Below are 16,647 nucleotides of genomic sequence, written 5' to 3' on the forward strand. Positions count from 1 at the left end.
GGCTCCACACTTCAAAGGTTACAGTTATGATCATCGTTACCGGCGGCGCAGGCTTTATCGGCAGCAATATTGTTAAGGCTCTCAATGACAAAGGCATCACCGACATCCTGGTGGTTGACAACCTGAAAGACGGCACCAAGTTCGTTAACCTGGTGGATCTGAACATCGCTGACTACATGGATAAAGAAGACTTCCTTATCCAGATTATGGCAGGCGAAGAGTTCGGCGAGATCGAAGCCATCTTCCACGAAGGTGCGTGTTCTTCCACCACCGAGTGGGACGGCAAGTACATGATGGACAACAACTATCAGTACTCCAAAGAGATCCTGCACTACTGCCTGGAGCGTGAAATTCCGTTCCTGTATGCCTCTTCTGCCGCCACTTACGGCGGGCGCACCTCGGACTTCATCGAGTCCCGCGAATATGAGCAGCCGCTGAACGTCTACGGCTACTCCAAATTCCTGTTCGACGAATATGTGCGTCAGGTTCTGCCAGAAGCGAACTCGCAGATCGTCGGCTTCCGTTACTTCAACGTCTACGGACCGCGCGAAGGCCACAAAGGCAGCATGGCAAGCGTGGCGTTCCACCTGAACACCCAGCTGAATAACGGTGAAAGTCCAAAACTGTTCGAAGGCAGCGACGGCTTTAAGCGTGACTTCGTTTACGTGGGCGACGTGGCGGCCGTAAACCTGTGGTTCTGGGAAAACGGCGTGTCCGGCATCTTCAACCTGGGTACTGGCCGCGCAGAGTCCTTCCAGGCGGTGGCTGATGCCACGCTGGCGTACCACAAAAAAGGCAGCATCGAGTACATTCCGTTCCCGGACAAGCTGAAAGGCCGCTATCAGGCGTTCACCCAGGCTGACCTGACTAACCTGCGCGCAGCGGGTTATGACAAGCCGTTCAAAACCGTTGCCGAAGGCGTAACGGAGTATATGGCCTGGCTGAACCGCGACGCGTAAGTATGAAGATTCTGGTGATCGGCCCGTCATGGGTGGGCGACATGATGATGTCGCAAAGTCTCTATCGCACGCTCAAGGCGCGCTATCCCCAGGCGATAATCGACGTGATGGCACCCGCGTGGTGCCGTCCGCTGTTATCGCGTATGCCGGAAGTGAATGAAGCGATCCCGATGCCGCTCGGCCACGGGGCGCTGGAAATTGGCGAACGCCGCAAGCTCGGCCATAGCCTGCGCGAGAAGCGGTATGACCGCGCGTATGTTCTGCCCAACTCCTTTAAATCTGCCCTGGTGCCCTTCTTTGCGGGCATTCCGCATCGCACCGGCTGGCGCGGCGAAATGCGCTACGGCCTGCTGAACGATGCGCGCGTGCTGGATAAAGCGGCCTGGCCATTAATGGTGGAGCGCTACGTGGCGCTGGCCTATGACAAAGGCGTGATGCGCAGCGCGAAAGACCTGCCGCAGCCGCTGCTCTGGCCCCAGCTTCAGGTTAACGACGGTGAAAAATCCCAGACCTGCAGCACGTTTGGCCTTTCGGCTGAACGTCCGATGATTGGCTTCTGCCCTGGCGCCGAGTTCGGCCCGGCAAAACGCTGGCCGCACTACCACTATGCAGAGCTGGCGAAACAGCTGATCGACGAAGGCTACCAGATTGTCCTGTTCGGTTCGGCAAAAGACCACGAGGCGGGCAACGAAATTCTCGCGACGCTCAGTAATGAACAGCAGGCCTGGTGCCGCAACCTGGCGGGAGAAACGCAGCTTGAGCAGGCGGTTATCCTGATTGCTGCCTGCCACGCTGTGGTTACCAACGATTCAGGCCTGATGCACGTCGCCGCTGCGCTCAACCGTCCGCTGGTGGCGCTGTATGGGCCAAGCAGCCCGGACTTTACGCCTCCGCTTTCCCATAAAGCGCGCGTTATTCGCCTGATCACCGGCTACCACAAGGTGCGCAAAGGCGATGCCGCTGAAGGTTATCATCAGAGTCTGATCGACATTACCCCGCAGCGCGTTCTTGAAGAACTCAACGCACTGCTGTTGAGCGAAGAAGGATAACGGATGCGGGTACTGATCGTTAAAACCTCGTCGATGGGCGATGTTCTGCATACGCTGCCGTCGCTGACGGACGCCATGCGGGCCATTCCCGGCATCCGTTTTGACTGGGTGGTGGAAGAGGGCTTCGCGCAGATCCCCACCTGGCATGAAGCGGTCGACCGCGTGATCCCGGTGGCGATTCGCCGCTGGCGGAAAGCGTGGTTCTCCGCGCCGATTAAAGCCGAACGCAAAGCCTTCCGCGAGGCGGTACAGGCGCAGCGTTATGATGCCATCATCGACGCGCAGGGACTGGTCAAAAGCGCCGCGCTGGTAACGCGTCTGGCACACGGCGTAAAGCACGGGATGGACTGGCACAGCGCCCGAGAACCGCTGGCGAGCCTGTTTTATAACCGCCGCCATCACATCGCAAAGCAACAGCACGCGGTGGAACGTACCCGCGAGCTTTTTGCAAAGAGTCTTGGCTATGCAAAGCCGGAAACGCAGGGCGATTACGCCATTTCGCAGCATTTTTTGCACGGTTCGCAACAAACAGACGCACCCTACCTGATTTTCCTTCATGCAACGACCCGCGACGACAAGCACTGGCCGGAAGCGCACTGGCGCGAACTGATCGGCCTGCTGGCAAACGCGGGGCTGCGTATCAAACTCCCGTGGGGCGCTCCCCATGAAGAAGCGCGCGCCAAACGCCTGGCGGCAGGATTTGATTATGTGGACGTTCTGCCGCGCATGAAGCTGGATGGCGTCGCTCAGGCGCTGGCAGGCGCGACGGCTGTGGTCTCCGTGGATACGGGACTCAGCCACCTGACGGCGGCGCTGGATCGACCTAATATTACGCTTTACGGCCCAACGGACCCGGGGCTTATCGGCGGCTATGGAAAAAATCAATATATCTGCCGCCCGGAACACTCATCGCAGCTGAGCGATCTCAGCGCCGCTGCGGTATTTGCGCAATTAGAGCCTTTGCTGGCAGCAGAGAGAGCCTATGTCTGATTTTTTCTCAGCGGAGCGCCCGCCAAAGCGCGTGCTGATTATTAAGCTTCGTCACCACGGTGACGTTTTGCTTACCTCGCCGGTTTATACCGTGCTGAAAAAGAACTGGCCGAACGTGGAAGTCGATGCGCTGGTTTATGACGATACCCAGGCGATGCTGACCAGCCACCCGCATATCGACCAGGTGCACACTATTGGGCGCAACTGGCGCAAGAAGGGCTGGTTTGAACAATTCCGCCTCTACCGCGCCCTGCTGAACACCCTGAAAGGCCGTCAGTATGACGTGCTGATTAACCTGACCGAACACTGGCACGGCGCGCGTCTGGCGCGTCGCCTGAAACCGCGCGTCTCCGTCGGCTTTAAGCCGGATAAGCGCGGTGGCCTGGCGCGTCGCCGTTGGGTGAAATCGTTCACCACGCTCTATCCGGCGATTCAGGACAACAGCCGTCATATGGTGGAGGTTAATCTGGATGCCCTGCGCCGGATCGGCATTCATCCGCAGTCCGACGAAGACAAACATACGCTTTTTGTGCCCGGTGACGCGGCAGAAGCCTCTGTGGCCGAAAAGCTGGCCGGGTTTGGGCTCACGAGTAAATCCTACATTCTGGTTCACCCGACCTCGCGCTGGATGTTTAAGGCCTGGGATATCAAAAAGCTGGCAGCGACCATTGATAACCTGGCGGCGCGCGGCCTGCCGATCGTCCTCTCCGCCGCGCCGTCAAAAGAAGAGAAGGCCTATATGGACGCGCTGCGCGCTGCGCTCACCCAGCCGGTCTTTGATTTAAGCGGTCAGCTGAACCTGAAAGAGCTGGGTGCGCTCATGAAGCACGCCCGGGTGTACTTCGGCGTGGATTCCATGCCAATGCATCTTGCGAGCGCCGTCGGTACGCCAACCGTCGCCATCTTTGGTCCTACCGGCGCCATCAAATGGGCGCCGTGGGGGGTAAATTATCGCGTAATCGTGGCCGGGTTTACCTGCCAGCCGTGCGGCAAAGCGGGCTGCGGAGACAGCGGTGTCTCTGACTGCATCACGGCCATCACCCCACAGCAGGTGCTGAGCGCCATTGATACGATGCTTCTGGAAACGGAAACCCCTGCATGAAGCTGGCTATTGTCCGACAGACCTACAACCCCAACGGTGGCGCAGAGCGTTTTGTCTCACGTGCGCTAAACGTGCTGGCGCAGGATACCTCCCTTGATGTCACGCTGATTGCTCGCCAGTGGGAGGATGCCGCAGGCTGGAAAACGCTGACGGTCAATCCGCCGTTTCGCAATCGCATCGCGCGTGAATCCGGTTTTGCCCTCGAAGCCGCCGCGCATTTTGCGCAGTTTGATATTGTGCAAAGCCACGAACGCATACCGGGAGCCACCATCTTCCGGGCGGGCGACGGTGTTCACGCCACCTGGCTTGAGCAATATGGCCGCATTCTGTCGCCGCTGGCGCGCTGGGCGCAATCTCTGAGCCGCTATCACCGCTACATTCTGCAGGCCGAGGCGCAGATGTTTACCCATCCGCAGCTGCGCAAGGTGATCTGTAATTCGAAGATGGTGCGCGATGATATCGCGCGGCGCTTCGGGCTGCCGGACGACAAGCTGACGGTGATCTACAACGGCGTGGACACCGTTCAGTTTAGCCCTGAGGTCCGCGCCCTTTCGCAGCGTGATGCCCTGGGTATTCCTCCTGACGCACCGGTGCTGGCGTATGTTGGGTCAGGCTTCAGCCGCAAAGGCGTCGCCACCGCGCTGCGCGCCATTGTGGCGCATCCTGACGTCTGGCTGCTGATTGCTGGCCGCGATAAACATGCGCGGAAGTTCGAAAAGCTGGCACAGGCGCTGGGATTTCCTCACGAGTGAAGTTCCTGGGCCCCGTTGCCAACGTGCGTGAAGTCTATGGCACGGCGGATGCCCTTATCCTGCCGACGCTCTACGATCCCTTCCCGAACGTCTGCGTGGAAGCGCTGGCCTGTGGTTTGCCGCTGCTTACCAGCCACGGCTGCGGCGCGGCGGAGTGGATAACCGAGGGTCAAAACGGCTGGGTGCGCGATGCGCTGGACAGCGAAGGCTACCAGCAGGCCATCTCGCTGTGGCTGAAAGGCCGTGAACAGGGTGTCGATTACTCCGCCGCTGCGCGTGCAACCGCCGAGCCCTTCACCCTGGACAGAATGGCGAAAGAGCTACAGGCGCTTTATCGTGATTTGCTGCGCTGAGCGGCATCGGAGAAGACTTTCTCCATCGCGTCCAGCATACATTCGCGGGTAAAGTGCGTGCTCAGGTAATCATATCCCTGTTGCGCGAGCGTCTCACGAAGGGCTGAGTCGTCATAGAGTTTCATTATGGCATCGTGCAGCGCGTTTTCGTCGCGCTGCGCGACCAGCACTCCCGTCAGCCCGTTAATCACCGCATCTCCCGTTCCACCCGCATCCGTTGCAATGGTGGCAATACGGGTGGCTAACGATTGCAGCACGCCCTGCGGAACACCTTCCATATCGTGCGAAGGGCTGAGCGCAATATCAAAGGCCGGGAACCAGCGTTCCGGATCGGATTGATGTCCCGCCATGACTACGCGGTGCTGTAACCCCAGGGCGGTGATTTCCTGTTCCAGCGTCGCTTTGTGCGGACCTTCGCCGACAATCGCCAGCTTGATGTGTGGATTGGCGATTTTCGCCAGGGCGCGCAGCAGTACGCTATGGCCTTTGTTCGGGCGCAAATGCGATACCACGCCCAGCCAGAAATCGTCCTGCGACAAACCACAATGAACCCGGGCCTGGTGCTTATCTCCCGGATGGAAACGCTGCGTATCAACACCGCTTGGCACCGACGTACTCTGAGACATCGGCACGCCAATATTTGCCACCTGATGGCGCAGCGCCTCGCCGGTGGTCACGATATGCGCGCAGGCCGTGCGGAAGAGCCAGCGGGTCGTCCAGTTGTTGCGCGGTACGCCGGACGCATGACGGGTTCTCACCAGTGGTACAGGGTTGGACAGCGTCAGATTCGCCAGCGCCACCAGCCAGGTATCGGCAGAGTTATGGCTGTTGATGACGTCAATCGAGTGACGGTTATCCTTCATCCAGCGACGCAGCACCTGCAGGTTTTTAAGGTTCTTACGCTTCAACGGCATCGTGACCACCGTCAGACCGGCATTGCGTGCCAGCGCGTGGAGCGGCGCAGTTTCCGGACAAAGGAGAGTCACCTGATGGCCACGCTGAATCATCCCAAGCGATTCGTTGATAATGCGCAGAGGCTGCCCGCCTTTGCCGCCGTCTGCTTCAGTGTGAACAATATGCATATATTTCCTGTCGTTTAGCTGAAACCGCTGTCCAGGCCGCCGATTATATACGTGGGTATTACGATAATGCACAGGCGGATTAATCTTGCTTACAAACATTGTCCTTCTGTAGTAATGGCTTCTGTGGTAATTTTCTCAGGCTTTTATTCCACTCAAAATCAGTGGAATCTGCATATGGCATTGTTAACTAACCGGTATTAACGCCGAGATCCTTTACCAGTACCAAAATTATGACAAATACTCGTAACATCCTGACAGGTCTTTTAGTACTGTCTGTACTGGCTTTATGTTTTATCTGGCCAATCCCAAACGATCAGCTACCTTTTCATCGTAATGGACTGATTTATCCTAATATAGTGGTGGCGCTCGGTCTTTTCTTTAGCTCTTCAGTGGCGAGAAAAGCGCTGGACTTAAACAAAATTAAGTTCGTGCTTATTGTGCTGTGGGCATTAACCTTCTTTATCCTGATTAACGGCTTTTTTGTCGCGCCAGATATTAAAGAAATGGTGTCGACCTGGGATGGACAGTGGTTACGTCCGGTATTGCTTTTCTGTGCAGGCCTGGTGTTATTACCGGTGATTCAGGAGCGCTTCCCCTCTTTATCGGCAGCCCGTTTCTTTACTCTCGTCGTTCTTTTTTTCTGGGGCGTCGTCTGTATCCATCTCCTTGATACCGTCTGGCTTTACTGGCGAGACGGCGTGATCCACTGGGGCGAAACGCGGATTGTTTATAACCGCACGCGCATGAGCTTCCAGGTCAATATGATCACCGGTTTCCTGATCGCCGAACTGCTTGCACGCGGCCTGCTTCATCAGCGTTTCTTACGCCTGAAGACACCGTTCCTCGCCTTTATGCTGCTGTGTAACCTTGTCTGCACGGCGTTAGTCGATACCCGCTGGGGAACGATCGGCCTGGTTGGTAGCCTGTTCTCCACCTTCCTACTGCTCAGCCTGCACAGTATGCGTCGCAGCCGAGTGGTGTTAACAGGCGTTATTCTTGTGAGCATCATTATCATTTCCGCGCTTCTGGGCTATGCCTCCTGGAAAACCGATCCGCGCTGGCAAAATCTGGAAGATGATGCGGTAACAGGCTGGAACGCGCCTTTCACCAGTTTTTGCTATAACAGAACAGACGGAACTGTACCGACTAACGATCTCGGTCGTCCAATGGATCACTCCAACGGCTGTCGTGCCAGCTTCTTCCATCAGGGCTGGAAACTGGTGGGTGAACACCCTGCGGGAATGGGGCCTCGCAAAGAGGCCTTCCGCTATGTGCTGCGTCGCGACACGCAGGACAATCGCATTAACATTCCGCACAGCCACTACGGCCTGATTGAGTTTGGTATCCAGAACGGCATCGCGGGCATTGCAGGCTGGCTGATTCTGCTGGCAGGCTGCTGGTACATCGGCTGGCGCGAGTTCCGCCATGGCAATATGATGGCGGGCATGTTCCTGCTGCTGTTTACGGTTGGTTTCTTCTCCCGAACCATGGTTGACCACAATCTGAAAGATCACTACCTGGAACAATATATGCTGTTAACCGGGTTGCTTGTGGGAATGTGCGCGTTACGGCCCGCTAAACGAACAGAAACAACCTCCTGATTGCGTATACATAGCGCCGTTGACAATACGCATCGGCGCAACGTTACCTATCAGAACTCTTTTGCCTGCCGGCTGTCGAAAAGCCATTGCACATTGCTGTATCGCTCGCTAGCCGCATCTCACCGCGTTAAATTACGGAGTAAGCATGTCTGGAACGCCTCAATTAAGCCTCGTTGTCGCCGTCTATAATGGCGAGAATTTCCTGAGCGCTTTTTTTGACAGCATAAAGAAACAGAATCTGCACAGCCTGGAACTTATTATTGTTAATGACGGCTCTACTGACGGCTCTGCAGAGATCATCGCCCGCTACGCCAGTGAATTCAGTCATTTTAACGTCATCGACCAGCCTAATGGGGGGGTCTCTGCGGCCCGTAATACCGGTCTGGCCGCAGCAACGGGCGATTACATCGCGTTCCCGGATATTGATGATGTCATCTATCCGGGCATGTATCCGCGCCTGCTGGAGATTGCACTCGCCGGGCAGTTGGACGTCGCGACCTGCAACGGTACCTACATTTATGACGACGGACGCCCGTCGAAGAAGATTTTCCCTTCAGATAAACTTGCGTCAACCGACGTGCTGGACGGCCCGACCTGGCTGCAGATGGCGCTCGAATCGCGCAAGTTCCTGCACGTGACGTGGCTGAACATCTATCGCCATGCCTTTATCAAAGAGCAGGGCTTCAGCTTTGAACAGGGTCTGCGCCATCAGGACATCCCCTGGACTACGGAAGTGCTGCTCACCGCCAGACGCGTGCAGTATATTGATGAGACCTATTACGACTACCTGATCCACTCCGCTTCCGTTTCCCATACGCCAGGCACGGACGACACGCGCATGCGCTCTTCGCGCCATTATATGAAGATTCTGGAGATGCTGGACGCCATCAACAAACGCTATCCGGAACAGGTGAAACGCGTGCCCGCCTGCCGCTGGCAAATCGCCAAAGAGGGTCTGGGGATCCTGCATAGCATTAATAACATTGACGATATGGCCAAAAAACGCGAGATCACCCGTGAGCTTTTCGATCGCGGTATCTGGACTCTGATTTGGCAAAATGCGCGCGGCTTCCGCCAACGGTGGCGTCTGGGACGTCGCTACTTCCGTCTTAAAAAACTCGTCAAATGAGTGGAAATATGAGCAAGCTTAAACTGCATGTTGTCTCCCGCCCTGAGTTTATCGCGACGAATTTTGCCGATTTTCAGGAACTGATTGATCAGAAAATCAATCCGGATGATATTCCGCATCGTTTTTACTGTGGGGGAAGAGGCGTCTGGACATTTCAGACGATGCTCAGCCTTAACTATTACTATAACGGCCAGATTGAATGTTCATGGGGCACTGAATGCCGCCCGGACGCAATTAATCTGATGCACAACGATCACTATGGTTCCCGCGTAAAACCCTGGGTCGGCGTGACCGTTGTTGCTCGTGCCGATCGTCCGCCGGTTATCGGCGCGGATTACGTCGTCGAACAAAACCCTGAAGTTGCTAACATCCCAGGGCGTATCTTTATTCCTAACTGGCCACAGCCGGGCGTAAAACCACGCGAACGCACCGACGAGACAATCAAAACCGTCGCATTCTTCGGCCGTGTAGACAGTTTCCCGGACGAATACCGCGAAGGGAATTTTAAGCAACGTCTTGCCGAACAAGGTATTGAGCTCCGCATCTCGTTCGATAACTGGACAAACTACCAGGACGTGGACGTGTGCATCAGCTTCCGCAAATCACACGATCATAAACTGGCGCGTAAGCCTGCCAGTAAGCTCATTAACAACTGGCTGGGGAAAACGGTGATGGTCTGCGATGACGAGCCGTCTTATCGCGCGATCCGCGAAAGCGAGCTGGACTACCTGATCGCCAAAACCCCTGATGAAGCCTTCAATGCCATCATGCGTCTTAAAAACTCCCCTGAACTGTATCGTCAGATGCGCGAACAGGGTGAAAAACGTCTACAGGTCTATTCCCGCGAAGCGGTCGCTGCACGCTGGTATGCCCTGTTTGAGGATATTTGGCGAAAAGGATTGCACAATCGTCCTACGGTAGTTCGCGCACTGCGCTTTGGCTTTGGTAAAGCCATTCGCCCGCTGACTAAAAAGTTCTGATCGGAATAGAGTCCTTCCATGTTCAAAACAACGACACACTCTTCGTTCACCCCGCGCAGCAATCTGTTGCGCACCCTGGGGTTGACGCTGGCATTCCTGCTGCTGTTCTCGCTCTCAGAAATCATCATTCTGCTGAAAGATCACGTCTACCAGCCGAAATCCGGTGATATCTCGCTGTATCTGATCATCTCCCTGCTTGCCGCAGCCAGCGCGCGTTTCTTCCTGACTCGCCTGCTGCTGGCCGTCACGTTTATCGTTCAGATTTCGGAAGCGGTATACTACCAGTTCTACGGTCAGTTCTATGGCCCGAGCGAAGTCTGGCTGGCGTTCGTGGAAACGAAAGACATTGCCAGCGGGATCACCGACAGCCTGGGTTCACTGGGCATCTACTTCGCCATCATGATTGTGGCGGTCGTGTTTGCGCTGGTCTTTGCGCGTCGTCTGGCGCCGCTTTGGCACAAATGGATTGCGCTTCCTTGCCTGCTTGCGATTGTCGTGATGTTTGTCGGTCAGTTCTACAAAGCGATCGACGGGCAGATGTACAAGTTCAACCCGGACCTGCGCCACTCCCTGCTGCGTAACGGCCTGTCTGCGATGAGCTTCAGCGCCATACGCCTGATCCCAGAAGCGATGTCAGGCGAAAACCAGAATCTGACCCACTACGATCCCTACCAGGTCAAACCTGTTAAGGATACGCGCGCGGGTAAATATTCGATTATTCTGGCGATAGGTGAAAGCCTTAATCCGCACCACGTCAGCGCTCTGGGCTACGAACGCGATACCACACCCGAGCTGAAAGCGCTGCTCCAGCAGTATCAAGGTACGGGCCGCCTGATTGTCTCCAACGCCGTGTCCACCCGCGTGGCCATCCCGATGCTGGTGAATAATCTGCGCGAGCCGGATAACTACGGGGCCTATAAATCGAAATCCACCAATATCTTCGCCAACGCGAAGAAACAGGGTTATCAGACCGCCTTTATCTCCGCCCAGGGGCTGGAAGGGCTGAGCAACTGGATTGGCATCCATGATATCGATCTGTGGGAAGATACCCAGATCCGCCCGGCACCAGATGTCGGCGCAGACGTTGTTCTGACGCCATCCGTTGAGAAAGCAACCCTGGACTGGAACAAACCGTTCCTGATGGTGCTCAACAGCCGTGCGCCACATATCCCGTACGAGCGTAATATTCCGCAGGGCTTCGCGAAATTCTCTACGCCGCGTCTGAGTGATGATGTGGCGCAGAAGAAAAATGAGTATGACGATGCGGTCCGCCTGTATGACAAAGAACTCGCGTCCGCGATTCGCACCGCGCTGGCAAAATCCAAACTGCCGGTGCTGGTGTTTATCACCTCCGATCACGGTGAACGCGTGGGCGATAACGGTCTGTTTGGCCACTCGGTTGTTGAAATGCCAATTGCTCAGGTACCGTTCCTCTACTTCAGCAACGATCCGGCTTACGCCATGAAGGAGATCAGCCCGCAGGTACCTCTCAACCATTACCAGGTGGCAACGCTCATCAACAAGATGCTGGGCTACGACGTCAGCAATCCGAATCAAAAAGATGACAGCTTCTTTATCACTGGCGGTGATATTCGCGGGCTTTCGGAGCGCGTAACCTACCATCTGAATGCCCTCCCCGAAGCGGAGCGCTAATCGGTCAGACATGAAACGGGCAAGAAATTGCCCGTTTTTTTTCAGGCGAATGAGCGTAACGCAGGCAAATGGGTATCTTAAAACACCAAAGAGATAGCTTTAGACGGCTCAAATGCTTAGAATTTGCCCGCCGAAACTAAAAAAACGGATAATCGCTTGGAATTGTTGTATACCGCCCTGCTCTACATTATTCAGCCACTGGTGTGGCTGAGACTGTTGCTTCGTAGCCGGAAAGCGCCTGCGTATCGTAAACGCTGGGCTGAACGCTATGGCTTCTGCCGCAATAAAGTCGCACCGGACGGTATTTTGCTGCATTCCGTGTCTGTCGGTGAAACGCTGGCGGCGATCCCGCTGGTTCGCGCCCTGCGTCACCGCTACCCGTCGCTGCCGATTACCGTCACGACGATGACGCCAACCGGCTCGGAGCGCGCGTTATCCGCTTTCGGCAAAGACGTTCATCACGTCTATCTCCCTTACGATCTCCCCTGCGCCATGAATCGTTTCCTGAATACCGTTCGCCCGAAGCTGGTGATTGTGATGGAAACCGAACTGTGGCCAAACATGATTTCCGCCCTGCATGCCCGTAAAATTCCGCTGGTGATTGCCAACGCGCGCCTGTCAGAGCGCTCGGCGAAAGGTTACGGCAAGCTGGGTAAATTTATGCGCCGCCTGCTCAGCAAGATCACCCTGATTGCCGCGCAGAATGAAGAAGATGCGGCACGCTTTATCTCTCTGGGCCTCAAACGCAACCAGCTTGCGGTGACGGGCAGCCTGAAATTTGATATTTCGGTTACCCCTGAACTCGCCGCGCGCGCCATCACGCTTCGCCGCCAGTGGGCCCCGCGTCGTCAGGTCTGGATTGCGACCAGTACCCATGACGGTGAAGAAGAGATCATCCTGCAGGCGCACCGCAAGCTGCTGGAAAGCTTCCCTGATTTACTGCTGATCCTCGTGCCCCGCCATCCGGAACGTTTTAAAGATGCCCGTGAAATGGTGCAAAAAGGCGGTTTCAGCTTCACGCTGCGCAGCAGCGGGGAGATCCCGTCTGGCAGCACCCAGGTGGTGATTGGCGATACGATGGGCGAACTGATGCTGCTGTACGGGATTGCTGACCTCGCGTTTGTCGGCGGCAGCCTGGTGGAGCGCGGCGGCCATAACCCGCTCGAGCCGGCAGCCCACGCGATTCCGGTGCTGATGGGGCCACATACGTTTAACTTCAAAGATATCTGCGCGAAATTACAGCAGGCCGATGGTTTAATTACCGTGACCGATGCGGACTCCGTAGTTAAAGAGGTCTCAACCCTTCTGACTGACGAAGATTATCGCCTGTGGTACGGGCGACATGCGGTCGAAGTGCTGCACCAGAACCAGGGTGCCCTGACCCGTCTGCTGCAGCTTCTGCAACCTTACCTGCCCCAGCGGAGCCACTGATGTCAACGCGTCTGTCGGTCGTGATGATCGCCAAAAACGCCGCCGACCTGCTTCCGGACTGCCTGGCGTCGGTTGCCTGGGCTGACGAGATAGTCGTTCTTGATTCCGGAAGTACGGACAACACGGTGGACGTTGCCCGGGCAGCGGGCGCAAAAGTCTTTATCGATACTGACTGGCAAGGCTATGGCCTCCAGCGCCAGCGCGCGCAGGGGTTTGCCACCGGAGATTATGTCCTGATGCTCGATACTGACGAGCGCATCACGCCGGAGCTTCAGCAGGCCATTCAGGCGGTGCTTTCCTCACCTCAACCTGATGCTGTATACAGCATTGCCCGACGCAACTACTTCCTTGGCCGTTTTATGCGCCACAGCGGCTGGTATCCTGACCGCGTGACGCGCCTCTACGAGCGCGAGCGGTATCAGTACAACGACAATCTGGTGCATGAATCTCTGGCCTGCGACAACGCCCAGATCATCCCCCTGACGGGCGATTTACTGCACCTGACCTGCCGCGATTTCGCAAGCTTCCAGCGCAAACAGCTCAACTATGCCACCGCATGGGCGCAGGAGCGTCACCAGCGCGGCAAGAAGGCCTCGCTGACCGGAATCTTCACCCACACGCTGGGCGCGTTTCTGAAAACGCTGCTGCTACGTGGTGGCGTGCTGGACGGTAAGCAGGGCTGGTTACTTGCGGTAGTCAATGCCCAGTATACTTTCAACAAATACACCGAGCTGTGGGCGCTCTGCCGCGGCTACTCAGAGAAAACGTGAGCCATGAGCACAAAAGCGATTTATCCGGGTACCTTCGATCCGATCACCAACGGTCATCTTGATATCATCACCCGTGCGGCGTGCATGTTTGACAAGGTGATCCTGGCCATTGCCGCCAGCCCCAGCAAAAAGCCGATGTTTGACCTCCACGAGCGCGTGCAGCTCGCCACCGATGCCATTTCGCACCTGCCGAATGTTGAGGTTGTCGGATTCAGCGACCTGATGGCGAACTTCGCCCGGGCCCAGCAGGCGAACATTCTGATCCGCGGTTTACGCGCGGTGGCAGACTTCGAATATGAGATGCAGCTGGCGCACATGAACCGCCACCTGATGCCGGAGCTGGAGAGCGTGTTCCTGATGCCCTCCAAAGAGTGGTCGTTTATCTCGTCCACGCTGGTAAAAGAGGTGGCGCGACATCACGGGGACGTTACCCATTTCCTGCCGGTTAACGTCCACCAGGCGTTGATGGAAAAGCTCAAGTAGCCCTATTTCTGGCACTGACGGCAGTAGAACGTGGCGCGCTGGGCGTGTTTCGTGGCAATAATGGGTGTGCCGCAGACTCTGCACGGTTCGCCCTTACGGCCATACACCTGCAGCTCCTGGGCAAAATAGCCCGGCTTGCCGTCACTTTGCAGGAAGTCCTTCAACGTTGTCCCCCCCTGCTCAATCGAGCGCAGCAATACGGCTTTAATCACGCGGACCAGCAGCTCACACTCCTGCGCCGACAGCGACGAGGCCAGCCGATCGGGGTGGATCCCGGCCGCAAACAGCGATTCGCTGGCGTAGATATTCCCCACGCCGACCACCAGCTTGTTATCCATCAGCCAGGGCTTAATCGGGCTTTTCTTCTTCGCGCACTTCGCCTTGAGGTATTCCGCGTTAAACGCGTCTGAGAGCGGCTCCGGGCCCAAATGCGCCAGCACGTTATGCCCTTCCAGCTCCTTCGTCCACAGCCACGCGCCAAAGCGCCGTGGATCGGTGTAACGGAGCACTTTGCCGTTGCTCATCACCAGATCCACGTGGTCGTGCTTTTCCGCAGGCAGTTCTTCGGTAAGAACGCGCAGGCTCCCGGACATCCCCAGGTGGATAATGATCCAGCCGTCGGGCAGCTCCAGCAGCAGATATTTCGCGCGGCGCTGAACGCTAAGGACGGGTTTATCGCTCAGGGCATGGATCTCATCGGACACCGGCCAGCGCAGACGCCCGTTACGGACAACCGCGTGAAGAATCGTCGCGCCGACCAGATGGGGCTCAATGCCGCGACGGCTGGTTTCTACCTCAGGTAATTCAGGCATGGTTCCTCCGTTGAGATACAGAATGCAAAAAACCCCGCAGTTGCGGGGTTTTTCGATACAAGGAGACTAAAATTATTTGATTTTAGCTTCTTTGTACAGTACGTGCTGGCGTACAACTGGATCGAATTTTTTCAGTTCCAGTTTTTCCGGCTTAGTACGTTTGTTCTTCGTGGTGGTGTAGAAGTGACCTGTACCAGCAGAAGAAACCAGCTTGATTTTCTCGCGAATACCTTTAGCCATGATTTATTTCCTCTTTAAGTACTTAGTACTTTTCGCCACGGGCACGCAGTTCAGACAGAACTGTATCGATGCCTTTCTTATCGATTACACGCATACCTTTAGCAGATACGCGCAGGGTGACAAAACGCTTCTCGCTCTCAACCCAGAAACGGTGAGAGTGCAGGTTCGGCAGGAAACGGCGTTTAGTCGCGTTCAGTGCGTGGGAACGGTTGTTACCGGTCACCGGACGCTTGCCAGTAACTTGGCAGACTCGGGACATGTCTATTCTCCAAAAATCAAATTAGCTCGAGCTTCGTATGGGGTATCGGCGCCTCGTCAGGCTTTACAGCCCGGTCATCGCATAGTTCTAAGTGAACTCTCGATTGCCAGGCCCAAATGCCAAACCCGAGATTCTCAAAGGTGGCGTAGTATACGCTGACTCGGCGGTGTGCTCAAGTCCCGAACAGACAAAGATCCCGATGGATCGCGAGAAATAGCCTAAATCCAGCCATGTTCTGCAAAAGAAATGTACTCTCCGCGGCCAATTATCAGATGGTCCAGCACACGAATGTCCATGAATTGACAGCATTTGATAATGCGCTCGGTGATTTCTTTGTCCGCTCTGCTCGGTTCTGCACAGCCTGAGGGGTGATTATGCGCGAGGATCACGCCCGCTGCATTCACTTTTATCGCTTCCCGCACAATTTCTCGCGGATGCACCTCAACGTGGCTTAACGTACCGGCAAAGAGGCAGCTATGTTTCAGTACCCGGTTTCTGTTATCGACAAAGATCACCATAAAGATCTCGCGCTCGATATCGGTTAACTGGCTTTGCAGGTATTCACGCGTCATCGCTGGCGTCAGGATCGGATCGTCCTTCTCCATGCGGACATTGTAAAAACGGCGGGCAAGTTCAGCAATGGCCCGCAACTGGGCATATTTCGCCACACCGATCCCTTCTACGTGCTTAAACTGCGCCAGTTCGGCGGTCAGCAAACCGTGCAGAGAACCGAAATGTAAGATCAGCTCTTTTGCCAGCGTAAATACCGTTTTACCGGGCGTTCCGGTACGTAAAAAGAGCGCCAGCAGTTCATCATCTTTTAACAGGGTGACGTCATAGCGCAGCAGTTTTTCGCGCGGCAGCAGCGGCTCATCCTCTTCTTCCATGCTCTTTCTCCCTTTTTTAACCGCATGCTGCCACAGGCCAGTCAGGCACTCGACGACCACGTTGCGTTCTTGCGTAGCGCCTCGCAAAGTGGTCGAAGGACAAAATCACCCCGTT

Annotated in this window: 16 protein-coding genes and 1 pseudogene; 12 read left to right on the forward strand and 5 right to left on the reverse strand. The window is 55.9% G+C overall.

What is annotated here, in order from left to right; genetic code table 11:
- The first annotated feature begins 26 nt into the window (after positions 1-26).
- The 5 genes and pseudogenes from rfaD (at position 27) to PI91_RS21330 (ending at position 5,205) form a co-directional block, all read left to right on the forward strand.
- Positions 27-959 carry an ADP-glyceromanno-heptose 6-epimerase gene (gene rfaD / locus PI91_RS21310; RefSeq protein WP_008502707.1) on the forward strand — a complete coding sequence of 311 codons (933 nt, stop codon included), beginning with the start codon at positions 27-29 and terminating at the stop codon, positions 957-959.
- A gap of 2 nt (positions 960-961) precedes the next feature.
- Positions 962-2,008 (forward strand): ADP-heptose--LPS heptosyltransferase RfaF, encoded by a 1,047-nt coding sequence (gene rfaF / locus PI91_RS21315; protein WP_039267062.1) that lies wholly within the window; start codon positions 962-964, stop codon positions 2,006-2,008.
- A 3-nt stretch (positions 2,009-2,011) separates the two neighbouring features.
- Positions 2,012-2,998 carry a lipopolysaccharide heptosyltransferase RfaC gene (gene rfaC, locus PI91_RS21320; protein ID WP_039267063.1) on the forward strand — a complete coding sequence of 329 codons (987 nt, stop codon included), beginning with the start codon at positions 2,012-2,014 and terminating at the stop codon, positions 2,996-2,998.
- Positions 2,991-4,100, forward strand: coding sequence for a putative lipopolysaccharide heptosyltransferase III (gene rfaQ, locus PI91_RS21325; RefSeq protein ID WP_008502704.1), 1,110 nt, complete (start codon positions 2,991-2,993; stop codon positions 4,098-4,100). The genes rfaC and rfaQ overlap by 8 nt, the downstream gene beginning before the upstream one ends.
- Positions 4,097-5,205 (forward strand): annotated as a pseudogene (locus PI91_RS21330) (glycosyltransferase family 4 protein). Before rfaQ ends, PI91_RS21330 begins: the two are co-directional and overlap by 4 nt.
- Here PI91_RS21330 and PI91_RS21335 read toward each other — a convergent pair.
- A complete protein-coding gene (locus PI91_RS21335) occupies positions 5,184-6,287 on the reverse strand; it encodes a glycosyltransferase family 4 protein (RefSeq protein WP_039267064.1) in 1,104 nt (367 codons plus the stop codon). The pseudogene PI91_RS21330 and the gene PI91_RS21335 sit on opposite strands and share 22 nt — an antisense overlap.
- Before the next feature lie 230 nt (positions 6,288-6,517).
- Between PI91_RS21335 and PI91_RS21340 the strand changes: the two genes are divergently transcribed.
- From PI91_RS21340 to coaD, 7 genes are all read left to right on the forward strand, one after another.
- Positions 6,518-7,888, forward strand: a complete 1,371-nt coding sequence (locus PI91_RS21340; RefSeq protein ID WP_039267065.1) for an O-antigen ligase family protein — start codon at positions 6,518-6,520, stop codon at positions 7,886-7,888.
- A 145-nt stretch (positions 7,889-8,033) separates the two neighbouring features.
- Positions 8,034-9,017, forward strand: coding sequence for a glycosyltransferase (locus PI91_RS21345; protein ID WP_039267066.1), 984 nt, complete (start codon positions 8,034-8,036; stop codon positions 9,015-9,017).
- 8 nt (positions 9,018-9,025) lie between these two features.
- On the forward strand, positions 9,026-9,997 hold the full coding sequence (locus tag PI91_RS21350) for a glycosyltransferase (RefSeq protein ID WP_039267067.1): 972 nt from the start codon (positions 9,026-9,028) through the stop codon (positions 9,995-9,997).
- A gap of 18 nt (positions 9,998-10,015) precedes the next feature.
- Positions 10,016-11,650 (forward strand): sulfatase-like hydrolase/transferase, encoded by a 1,635-nt coding sequence (locus PI91_RS21355; RefSeq protein WP_008502698.1) that lies wholly within the window; start codon positions 10,016-10,018, stop codon positions 11,648-11,650.
- 156 nt (positions 11,651-11,806) lie between these two features.
- A complete protein-coding gene (gene waaA / locus PI91_RS21360) occupies positions 11,807-13,081 on the forward strand; it encodes a lipid IV(A) 3-deoxy-D-manno-octulosonic acid transferase (RefSeq protein WP_025910600.1) in 1,275 nt (424 codons plus the stop codon).
- Positions 13,081-13,851, forward strand: a complete 771-nt coding sequence (locus PI91_RS21365) for a glycosyltransferase family 2 protein (protein WP_039267068.1) — start codon at positions 13,081-13,083, stop codon at positions 13,849-13,851. The genes waaA and PI91_RS21365 overlap by 1 nt, the downstream gene beginning before the upstream one ends.
- Before the next feature lie 3 nt (positions 13,852-13,854).
- The gene (gene coaD, locus PI91_RS21370) at positions 13,855-14,334 is read left to right on the forward strand and encodes a pantetheine-phosphate adenylyltransferase (RefSeq protein WP_008502695.1); all 480 of its coding nucleotides are present in this window, start codon (positions 13,855-13,857) and stop codon (positions 14,332-14,334) included.
- Positions 14,335-14,336: 2 nt separating this feature from the next.
- On the opposite strand, the gene mutM is transcribed toward coaD, so the two are convergent.
- From mutM to radC, 4 genes are all read right to left on the reverse strand, one after another.
- Complete coding sequence (gene mutM / locus PI91_RS21375; RefSeq protein ID WP_008502694.1) at positions 14,337-15,146, reverse strand: bifunctional DNA-formamidopyrimidine glycosylase/DNA-(apurinic or apyrimidinic site) lyase; 810 nt, start codon at positions 15,144-15,146, stop codon at positions 14,337-14,339.
- Between the two features lie 72 nt (positions 15,147-15,218).
- Complete coding sequence (gene rpmG / locus PI91_RS21380; protein WP_003024094.1) at positions 15,219-15,386, reverse strand: 50S ribosomal protein L33; 168 nt, start codon at positions 15,384-15,386, stop codon at positions 15,219-15,221.
- A gap of 22 nt (positions 15,387-15,408) precedes the next feature.
- Positions 15,409-15,645: a 50S ribosomal protein L28 gene (rpmB, locus tag PI91_RS21385; protein WP_002436699.1), complete on the reverse strand. Its 237-nt coding sequence runs from the start codon at positions 15,643-15,645 to the stop codon at positions 15,409-15,411.
- A 218-nt stretch (positions 15,646-15,863) separates the two neighbouring features.
- A complete protein-coding gene (radC, locus tag PI91_RS21390) occupies positions 15,864-16,532 on the reverse strand; it encodes a DNA repair protein RadC (protein WP_039267069.1) in 669 nt (222 codons plus the stop codon).
- Positions 16,533-16,647 lie beyond the last annotated feature (115 nt).

The organism is Enterobacter sp. FB, from assembly GCF_000805795.1.
GTDB lineage: Bacteria > Pseudomonadota > Gammaproteobacteria > Enterobacterales > Enterobacteriaceae > Enterobacter > Enterobacter roggenkampii.